This window comes from Psychroserpens mesophilus (assembly GCF_050617655.1).
GTDB lineage: Bacteria > Bacteroidota > Bacteroidia > Flavobacteriales > Flavobacteriaceae > Psychroserpens > Psychroserpens mesophilus_A.
The window spans coordinates 1-245 of sequence record NZ_JBODQC010000409.1; the positions used below are offsets into that span (position 1 = coordinate 1).

Consider the following 245-nt stretch of genomic DNA (forward strand, 5'->3'; position numbering starts at 1 on the left):
TATAGATCTTCATCTTGCACGCCCATGGTTACTGCCCCTAACAAATCTTTTAAAGGGGTAGTGGGCTTGCGCTCCAAGGGTCGACTGTCAGTTTTTTTGGACTTAGTAGCCCCTACAGCATCTACAATCACAAAGTGCGTTTTGGTATGCTTAGCGGTACGGGTTACTCTTTTTAAATCATCAAAATTGATGGTACGAGTACCCCGGCCTTTCATCTGCTCAAAGTAATTAATACTCTATACGTC

At 43.3% G+C, this 245-nt stretch carries 1 protein-coding gene; it reads right to left on the reverse strand.

Features of this window, described 5'->3' with window-relative positions:
• Positions 1-215, reverse strand: a 215-nt coding sequence (locus ACRHNM_RS17805; RefSeq protein ID WP_431137975.1) for a hypothetical protein, incomplete at its 3' end; no start/stop codon positions are given.
• Positions 216-245: the final 30 nt, after the last annotated feature.